Annotated in this window: 9 protein-coding genes; all 9 read left to right on the forward strand. The window is 56.0% G+C overall.

The window, feature by feature from the left end; genetic code table 11:
* Positions 1-51 precede the first annotated feature (51 nt).
* The gene (locus DFP98_RS28400; RefSeq protein WP_116064017.1) at positions 52-804 is read left to right on the forward strand and encodes an exodeoxyribonuclease III; all 753 of its coding nucleotides are present in this window, start codon (positions 52-54) and stop codon (positions 802-804) included.
* A gap of 18 nt (positions 805-822) precedes the next feature.
* Positions 823-1500 carry a uracil-DNA glycosylase gene (locus tag DFP98_RS28405; protein ID WP_116064018.1) on the forward strand — a complete coding sequence of 226 codons (678 nt, stop codon included), beginning with the start codon at positions 823-825 and terminating at the stop codon, positions 1498-1500.
* A gap of 731 nt (positions 1501-2231) precedes the next feature.
* Positions 2232-3056 carry a metallophosphoesterase family protein gene (locus DFP98_RS28410; protein ID WP_116064019.1) on the forward strand — a complete coding sequence of 275 codons (825 nt, stop codon included), beginning with the start codon at positions 2232-2234 and terminating at the stop codon, positions 3054-3056.
* 25 nt (positions 3057-3081) lie between these two features.
* Positions 3082-3867, forward strand: a complete 786-nt coding sequence (locus tag DFP98_RS28415; protein ID WP_116064020.1) for a tyrosine-protein phosphatase — start codon at positions 3082-3084, stop codon at positions 3865-3867.
* Between the two features lie 75 nt (positions 3868-3942).
* Complete coding sequence (locus DFP98_RS28420) at positions 3943-5259, forward strand: ABC transporter substrate-binding protein (RefSeq protein ID WP_116064021.1); 1317 nt, start codon at positions 3943-3945, stop codon at positions 5257-5259.
* A 14-nt stretch (positions 5260-5273) separates the two neighbouring features.
* The gene (locus DFP98_RS28425) at positions 5274-6245 is read left to right on the forward strand and encodes a carbohydrate ABC transporter permease (protein WP_116064022.1); all 972 of its coding nucleotides are present in this window, start codon (positions 5274-5276) and stop codon (positions 6243-6245) included.
* Between the two features lie 17 nt (positions 6246-6262).
* The gene (locus tag DFP98_RS28430) at positions 6263-7081 is read left to right on the forward strand and encodes a carbohydrate ABC transporter permease (protein ID WP_116064023.1); all 819 of its coding nucleotides are present in this window, start codon (positions 6263-6265) and stop codon (positions 7079-7081) included.
* A 144-nt stretch (positions 7082-7225) separates the two neighbouring features.
* Entirely contained in the window at positions 7226-7765 is a 540-nt protein-coding gene (locus DFP98_RS28435; RefSeq protein ID WP_246016809.1) for an RNA polymerase sigma factor, read from the forward strand.
* Positions 7758-8900: a hypothetical protein gene (locus DFP98_RS28440; protein ID WP_116064024.1), complete on the forward strand. Its 1143-nt coding sequence runs from the start codon at positions 7758-7760 to the stop codon at positions 8898-8900. The genes DFP98_RS28435 and DFP98_RS28440 overlap by 8 nt, the downstream gene beginning before the upstream one ends.
* The last annotated feature ends 586 nt before the right edge of the window (positions 8901-9486 follow it).

Below are 9486 nucleotides of genomic sequence, written 5' to 3' on the forward strand. Positions count from 1 at the left end.
CCAATCTATGATACACTGTTAAAAAAGGACTCGGCAAAGGGGCAGGCACACATGAAATTGGTATCTTGGAACGTTAACGGATTGCGGGCTTGCGTAAACAAAGGCTTCCTCGATTACTTCCGGGAAGTCGACGCCGATATCGTCTGTCTGCAGGAAACCAAGCTCTCGGAAGGCCAACTGACTCTCGCCATCGGGGAAGAGTACGAGCAGTATTGGAATTACGCGGAGAAGAAGGGCTACTCCGGCACCGCCGTCCTGACGAGGATTAAGCCGTTATCCGTACGTTACGGCATCGAAGAAGATTCCGAGCCGGAAGGTCGGATCATTACGCTCGAGTTCGAGGATTTCTTCCTCGTGACCGTCTATACGCCGAACGCCAAGCGGGACTTGTCCCGGCTGGATTACAGGATGGAATGGGAGGATCGGTTCCTCGCTCACTTGTCCGAGCTGGACAAGCGGAAGCCGGTGATCGCCTGCGGAGATTTGAACGTCGCCCATCAGGAGATCGACATCAAGAACGCCAAGTCGAACCGGGGCAACTCCGGCTTCACCGACGAAGAGCGCGAGAAGATGACCCGGCTGCTCGGCGCCGGATTCATCGACACGTTCCGGCACCTGCACCCGGACCGGTCGGACGTCTATTCCTGGTGGTCGAACATGCCGGGCGTCCGAGATCGCAACGTCGGCTGGAGAATCGACTACTTTATCGCCTCCGCCCGACTGTCTCCCGCGATCAAAGATGCCGCTATACACTGCGATATTTTGGGCAGCGACCACTGCCCGGTCGCATTGGATATTTTCTAGAGAGGAGATAGGTTTGACATGGCCGTTCAGTTTCAGAATGATTGGGGAGAGCTGCTAACCCCCGAGATGGAGTTGCCTTATTATCAGGAATTGAGAAACCGTCTGGCAGCGGAGTACAGGGAGAAGGTCGTCTATCCGAATCCTTACGAGATATTCCAAGCGCTGCACTGGACGCCTTACTCGGAAGTGAAGGTGGTCATTCTCGGACAAGATCCATACCATGGGCCGGGACAGGCTCACGGGCTCAGCTTCTCCGTCCAACAGGGGGTGAGGCAGCCGCCGTCGCTCCAAAACATATTTAAAGAATTGAAGGCCGATCTTGGCTGCGAAATTCCGAACCACGGCAATCTGGAGCACTGGGCGAAGCAGGGCGTGCTGCTGCTCAATGCCGTCCTGACCGTGCGGCAGGGCGAAGCCAACTCGCACAAGAGCCTTGGCTGGGAACGGTTCACGGACCGCATTGTCGCGTGTCTGAACGAGCGGGAGAAGCCGATGGCATTTATTCTATGGGGTCGCCATGCGCAGCAAAAAGCCTCCTTCATCGACACCAGCCGCCACTGCATTATCCGATCGGCCCATCCGAGCCCTCTGTCCGCCCACGCAGGCTTCTTCGGAAGCCGGCCCTTCTCGCAGAGCAACGCCTTCCTCCGGGAAGCCGGCTTAGGAGAGATCGACTGGCAAATTCCTTCGGTATAATTGATTATTTTTTACAAAGCTGCTCCTCCCGCCGTTACCGGTGACGGGGAGCAGCTTTTTCTATTGCGCATATGCCGCCTCAACTTCCTTGCGGAAATACTTGGCTTGGTGGGGTGAAGGCCGGCTTGGGTAGCGTCAGGGCACTTTTTTGGCCCTCGCTCCACGGCTTGGGTAGCGTCAGGGCACTTTTTTGGCCCTCGCTCCACGGCTGGGGTGGCGTCAAGGCACTTTTTTGGCCCTCGCTCCACGGCTTGGGTAACGTCAGGGCACTTTTTTGGCCTTCGCTCCGCGGCTGGAGTGGCGTCAGGGCACTTTTTTGGCCTTCACTCCACGGCTTGGGTAGCGTCAGGGCACTTTTTTGGCCTTCGCTCCGCGGCTGGAGTGGCGTAAGGGCACTTTTTTGGCCCTCGTTCCACGGCTTGGGTAGCGTCAGGGCACTTTTTTGGCCTTCACTCCACGGCTGGAGTGGCGTAAGGGCACTTTTTTGGCCTTCGCTCCGCGGCTGGAGTGGCGTCAGGGCACTTTTTTGGCCTTCACTCCACGGCTTGAGTAGCGTCAGGGCACTTTTTTGGCCCTCGCTCTTACGCCATCCCCCGGCTACTTCGACTATTTTTCTCCCCGCGATTTTTTACAAACTTCCGCAATCTCGTTTATACCGAACTTACATACAAGATCAATAATGGTTGTGTACAAGACGATTCCATTAAATATTATTGGAGGTTTATCCCCTTATGAAAACCGTCAAATTCGTACACCTCACCGACACGCACATGAACGCTCCCGGCAAGGACGGGCTGCTCGCCAAGTTCCAGCTCGCCGACAAAGTCGCTCAAGCGTTCCGCTATATCGAAGAAACCAAAATTGCGCCCGCCTTCGTCCTCATCACCGGAGATCTGACTCACGAGGGAGATGCGGAAGATTACGCTTATATTCGCCAAGTGCTCGACGAAGGCTCCCGCCTGATCGGCGCTCCCGTACACGTCGTACTCGGCAACCACGATCACCGCGGCCCGTTCCGCGAAGGCTACCTCGGCGAACAACCTTCGGAAGAGCCTTACTACTATTCGCACACGATCGACGGCTTGCGCCTGATCGGCCTCAACTCCCAGGTTCCGGGCAACCACAACGGTACAGTCGACGAGACGCAACTGGCTTGGCTCAAGCAGGAGCTGAGCACCGCTGCCCCACACGGCACGATCGTTGCCCTGCACCACCCGATGCTCGGCATCGGCGGCATGCTTGGCGATCACATTCTGACTAACCGCCGGGATATCGGCGAAGCGCTCGTCGGAACAGATGTCGTAGGCGTATTCGCAGGCCACGTTCACTCCGACAACGTGGGCTCGTACATGGGCATCGTTAACGTCGCGGCAGCCGGAACCGCCTTTATCGGCAAAGCCGACGCAGAGGAAAACTTCCGCATGATCGACGCTTGCAGCATCAACGTCGTCTCCGTCACTCCGGGAGAAGGCGTGTCCGTTCAGACGCTCACCCTGCCGACTAGCGGAACCGAATATTTCAGATTCCCGATGAAGGCTCTTGCCGCCCAACACTAATCGACAACCGAGGAGCGAACGTTCGATGACCCAACAGCTTATGCCCGCCTGCTTGCTTCCGCTGCAAGGCGCGTTCAACTTCCGCGACATGGGCGGGATCCGCACATCCGACGGACGCACGGTCAAGCAAGGACTCTTGTTCCGCGCCGCCGAGCTGACCGGACTTACCGCCGAAGATATGCGGTTTCTGGAGCCGGTCGGTCTGAAAACCGTCTTCGACTATAGAAACCGCGAGGAAGCCGGCCTGAAGCCGGACCCGGCGATCGGCAGCGCCAGCTTGATCCGCATTCCCGCCAACGCCGCAGCGGAGGACAAGCCGCATGTGTCTATGGAGCAACTATTCGCCAGCGGCATGCACAAACATTTCACAGCGGATATGCTGCTGAATATGTATGCCGAACTTCCAATCCGCAATGCTTCTTATCAGCACCTGATGGGACTGCTTAGAAGCCCTGAAGCCCATCTTCCTCTTGTGCATCACTGCGCCGGCGGGCGCGACAGAACCGGAATCGGCAGCATGCTCATTCTGCTGACGCTGGGCGTTCCTTATGAGACCGTCATGGAGGATTACCTTCTGTCCAACGTCACGTTGGCCGAGTTCCATCAAGAGCTGTATACTTCCGCCTCCGCCTATCTGGATCCGTCCGAGATGAACGCCTTCCGTTCCGCCATGGAGCTGCAGCGGCGTTATCTAGACGCGTCCATGGCCGCCATCGTACAGCATTACGAATCGTTCGAGCGTTATCTGGAGGCCGAATTCGGCATCGACGCCGAGCTTCGCCGGCGCATTCAAGATTATTGCCTCGAATAAGATAACGGCCGGACTTTCATCCGAAAGCCATCGTCGTGAAATAGAAATGCCTATCCCCGGAGGGAAAATTCGACCATGACAAAAGCGAAAAAGGGAATTTCCGCGCTGCTGGCACTGACGACCGCCGTCGGCCTCAGCGCATGCGGTTCGGCTGCCGGATCCTCAGGCGAAGCCGAGCAAGGCAAGCTGGACCCGGCCAACCCGACGAAAATCACGTTCTACTCTTACAGTTTGGCCGCGCCGACGATGAAGGCCGGTATGGAGCATCTGATTCAGGAGTTCAACGACACGATCGGCAAAGAAAAAGGCGTTGTCGTCGAAGCTGTCGCCGATCCGACTTACCAGCAGTACAAGGCCGACATCTCCGCCGGCAAGCCGGTCGATATCGTGCAGCATACGTTCAGCACGCTGGACGCGTCCCGATTGAACCTGGGCTTCAAAGCCTATGAAGACGTGTTTCCGAAGGATCAGCTCGAAGAGCATCTGAAGGGCATCGAACCGAATGCGCTTGAGCTGGGCAAGATCGACGGTAAGATGTACGGCCTCGCCTTCACGTTCAGCACGCCGATCGTGTTCATGAACGGCAAGCTGTTCCGCGATGCCGGCCTTGATCCGACGACCCCGCCGAAAACATGGGCCGACATCAAGGAAGCGTCCTTGAAAATCAAGGCAGCCACCGGCAAAGACGGCTTCGGCCTCGCTCCGAACAACGGCTGGACGACGGAAGGCCTGATTCTGAGCAACGGCGGAGAAGTGCTCGCCGACGATCGCAAATCGGTCAAGTTCGCCGAGCCGGCTGCCGTCGAAGCGATCGAGATGTGGCAGGACATGTACAAGAACGGCGCTCACGCGGTAGGCGCGGAAGCCGAGCTTGCGGAGCAATTTATGGCCGGCAACATGGGGATGTACATCACCTCGACGGCGCTGTACAGCGGCATCCGCAAAGCGTCCGAAGCCGGCGGCTGGGATGTCTACGGAACAGGCCTGCCGCAATTCGGCGACAAGCCGTCCATACCGGTCAACTCCGGAAGCATGCTGGCGGTGCGCCCGGACAGCCCGACGAAGAACGCCGCCGTCTGGGAGTTCATTAAGTTCGTTACCGGAGACCGCGGATACACAATCATCACGTCCGAGATCGGCTATCTGCCTCTGCGTACGGCACTGGCGGACGATCCGAACGGACTGAAGGATTTTATCGACAAGCATCCGCTTTACCGGACCAATCTCGAACAGCTGCAGCGCATTCACCCTGTCGCGATCTGGCCGGGGGAATACGCTTCGGAGATTACGACGCTGTTCTCCGATGCGATCAGCAAGTCGGTTATCTCGGACAGCAACGTAGCCGAGACGCTGCAGAAGGCCGCAGACGAAATTAACAAGATGATTCAATAAAGAAGGGAATTGCGATGAGCCAAGCACTAGAAACCTCCTATGCTCCCCCCTTGCCGGGGAAGCCGTCGATCGCGCGGAATAGAAGCCTGAACGGAGCGAAGCTCTGGCGCAAGCTAAAGCCTTTTCTATACCTTCTGCCCGCGCTGCTGCTGCTGGGCATCTGGATGTACCGCCCGCTGTTGAACACTTTTTATCTGGCCTTCCACAAGTGGGGCATGGTTCCGGGAACCTCGCCGGAATTCGTCGGGTTCGACAATTTCACAAGACTGATGGAGAACAAGAGCTTTCTTAGCTCGATCGGCAACACTTTGTTCTACACGGCTGGACTGCTGCCCTTCTCCATCCTGATCCCGCTTCTGCTGGCAACCGTGACTCATCAGATGGAAGGCCGTATGAAAAATGTTTACCGCGCGCTTTTCTTCGTGCCGATGATTCTCGCGCCCGTGTCGGTCAGCGCCATCTGGCGCTGGCTGTTCCACCCGTCCAACGGATTGGTCAACGATGTGCTGCTTCGACTCGGAGCAATCAGCCAGCCGATCGCTTACTTCTCGGACCCAAGCTTCGCGAAATGGCTGATCCTGTTCATCACCGGCTGGAAAATGGTTGGCTTCAGCACGATTATGTTCTCCGCGGCGCTCACCGGCATTAACCGGGAATATTACGAAGCGGCGGCGATCGATGGCGCTGGAAGCATGAGACAATTTTTCCGCCTGACGGTTCCGCTTATGTCGCCGATGATCCTGTTCATGCTGACGATGAGCATTCTGTTTTCCAGCCAGTGGACGTTCGCTTATATCGACATTTTGACGACTGGCGGTCCGTACGGAACGTCGACTAACGTCTACTATGAGATGTACAAGTACGCATTTTCCAACCTGAACGCCGGCTTCAGCGCCGCGGCCGCCCTGCTCTTCTTCATCGTGTTCGGGGTGATCTCGCTGACTTTGAACCAGCTTTCCAGAAGATATTCCTTTTACGACAACTAGAACAGGAGGAGCGCCCGATGAAGAAAAAATTTTCGGGACTCGCGATCGCGCAGCATACGGTGCTCGCCGCCATGTGCCTGATCGCCCTGTTCCCGATCTATTGGATGGTTAATTCCTCGTTCAAGAACGAATCGGAGATTTTCACGTCCTCTCTAATTCCTCTCGAACCGATCTTCAGCAACTACACGTACGCTTTCGAGCAGATGCCGATCGTCCGCATGATGTTCAATTCGTTCGGAGTCGCCAGCCTGCTGACCCTGTCCCAGCTGGCGACCGGTCTGCTGGCTGCGTATGCGCTCGTTCGTTGGAGATTCCGCGGGCAGGGATTTATTTTCGCCCTGCTTAGTTTAACCTGGCTGATCCCGTTTCAAGCGGTCATGATTCCCAACTATGTGCTCGTGAATCAGCTCGGCTTCAACGAATCGCTGATCGGAATCGTGCTGCCGTTCGCCGTCTCCACGTTCGCTATTCTGTCTCTCTACCAGAGCTTCAACTCGTTTCCGCGGGTGCTCATCGAAGCGGCCTGCATCGACGGTCAGAGCGATTTCGGCATTTTGACACGTCTCATTCTGCCTAACATCAAATCCACCGTCGCCTCGCTCGGCATCATCCTGTTCATTAACGGCTGGAACGAGTACCTGTGGCCGATGCTGATCACCAAGAAGATGGAAAACGCTCCGCTGCAAATCGGGCTCCGGATGTTCGTCAACTCGGATACGAATATGTGGGGCTCGATGATGGCGGCCACAGCCGTATCGTGCCTGCCGATTCTGTTGATCTACCTCGTTCTGCGCCGACAGATCGTCGATTCGTTCGTTCGCTTCGGCATCAAGTAACGTCCGGCATTCGCTGGCAGATGTACCTAGAAATCTCGCTTATACGCGCTGATGCGCTTTGGGCGGGATTTTTTTATTTTGCGGGTGAAACTGGGAACCTTGCGGCAGGCTCGGAAGTCTATATAGCAAAGGAGGGAAAATCTGTTGGAGGACGAGTACCTAAGAGCGGTGACCCAAGCGGATGCCTACGATCTTCGCGGCATGATGGAAAGATACGGCGAGGACGTATGGAACTATGCTTTCTTCCTGACGAAGCGGCGGGATATGGCGGACGATATCGCGCAGGACACCTTCCTGAAAGCCTACGCCGGCATCACCTCGTTTCGGGGAGAGGCTTCCCTCAAAACATGGCTGCTGAAAATTGCCCGCAACACCGCGTTATCCCATAAAAAACGCGCCTTTTTCCGAAATACGACGTTAAAATCATTCATCGAACGGTTCGAATCCCATCCTTCGGCGGAGGAGGAGTTTATCGAGCGCAATGCAACGGACGAGTTATGGACGCTCGTGCTGCAATTGCCTGTGCCGTTCCGGGAAGTTCTTGTGCTTAACAGCCACTATTCGTTCTCGCTGGAGGAAATCGCACAGACGCTTGGCATCAGTCTAGGCACAGTCAAGTCGCGCCTGCATCGTGCCAGAGCCAAGCTGGCCGCGGCCATGGGAAGGAGGAACCCTTATGGATGAATTCAAGCCAAATGATGACGAGCGGCTGAGAAGCAAACCGTTTCGCCGGACGAATTTTACGGAAGAGCAGATGGAACGGGTCGTCGCAATGGCGGAACAGCGTCATAAAGCCCGTAGAGGGCGAAGTCTATTGGGGCTTCGTTATGCTGCAGCCTGTACGGCTGTTGCCGCGATAGTAGTGATTGTGTTGTTCGCGAACGGGGGTTTTCCTAACCGCTTCTTGCACACAGCAGAGCCTTCCGGAACAGTGGACATTGCGCCCAGCAGCGCCTCGCCTACCGAAGAGACGGTGCCTCCGCTAGACTTGCCGGATGCCTCATACGGCGACTTTTCCATTCCGGCCGATCTGTTGACCGGATTGCGCGATCTGGAAGACGCGCGAACGAACCCGGATGCCGTCTATCGCTTGCACGAGTACCAAGTGACCGGTTCGCTTGAAAACATAGAAAAATGGCTGCGTAACGAAACGGAGAGGCTGGGAGGAATACTGACGGAACGTTATTCGTACGAGGCCGGCTCGCGGCCGGACTTTATCCTGAAGCTGCCGTCGAAAGAAGGCCTGCGGGTGGTCAGCACCTACGCCCCCAAGTACGAAAACGAGCAGCGCCTTGTCATTCTGGAAAGCACGTTCAACGCTTCCGTCGAATTCGACGAGAACACGGAAGATCATGCGCTCATCGTCACGACACCGGATAGAAACGGGAACACGCACGAGACGTTCCTGGCCAATTATCCTCATCAACACACAGACATCTACAGCCTCTATTTCTACTCGCAAGCATTTTTTTCGGAGTTGGAGAATGGAGGTTACGGCCTGGACCTTAAATACGACCTGTCTGTCGGCGTTCCCGACTATACCGTTGGCTACTTCGACGAAAATGGGAAGGAAGTGGGATACGATGAACTTTCTGAGGATAATCGGGATTCCGTCGTATTCGGCATTCAGCTGAACAATGACTTTCTACCGCAGAATGTCGCCGAGCGAGAGCTGCTGCTGCGTTGCTGGGCCCAATCGGTGCTAATGGGCGACAAAGCTCAATCGTCCGCTTACGAAGGAGATCAAAAGTTGAACTTCCTTCAGAACGGCAAAGTATTCGCCAGCTACACGATTGGAGATTTGTTGAAGGGCCCCTGAGTGAGGGGGGGCCTTTTTAGCGTTACTCCCCTCCCGCCACCGTCAAGGCACCTTTTTGGCCTCCATACTCCCCTCCCGCCTTCGCCAAGGCACCTTTTTGGCCTCCGTACTCCCGTCCCGCCACCGTCAAGGCACTTTTTTGGCCTCCACACTCCCGTCCCTCCACCGTCAAGGCACCTTTTTGGCCTCCACACTCCCGTCCCTCCACCGTCAAGGCACCTTTTTGGCCTCCACACTCCCCTCCCACCACCGTCAAGGCACCTTTTTGGCCTCCACACTCCCGTCCCTCCACTGTTAAGGCACTTTTTTGGCCTCCGCGATTCGATGACAGGGAGAAATTTGAAAAAATACGCTCTATTCTTTGTACACACGCGATTGACCCCACCGGCACACTCATCCCTGGACACAGTGCACCCCCCCCATCTATGAATGGAGTGCTACGATAAAAATGCAGTCGAAATACACCCTCGTATGAAATAAAATGAAAGCAAACGAGGGGACGAGTGACAATGAACAGATACGACAAGGCATTTAAAGAGGAAGCAGTCAGATTGAGCGATGAGATAGGCCCCAGGAAAGCCGCCGA

The organism is Cohnella phaseoli, assembly GCF_003386235.1.
Classification (GTDB): domain Bacteria; phylum Bacillota; class Bacilli; order Paenibacillales; family Paenibacillaceae; genus Cohnella; species Cohnella phaseoli.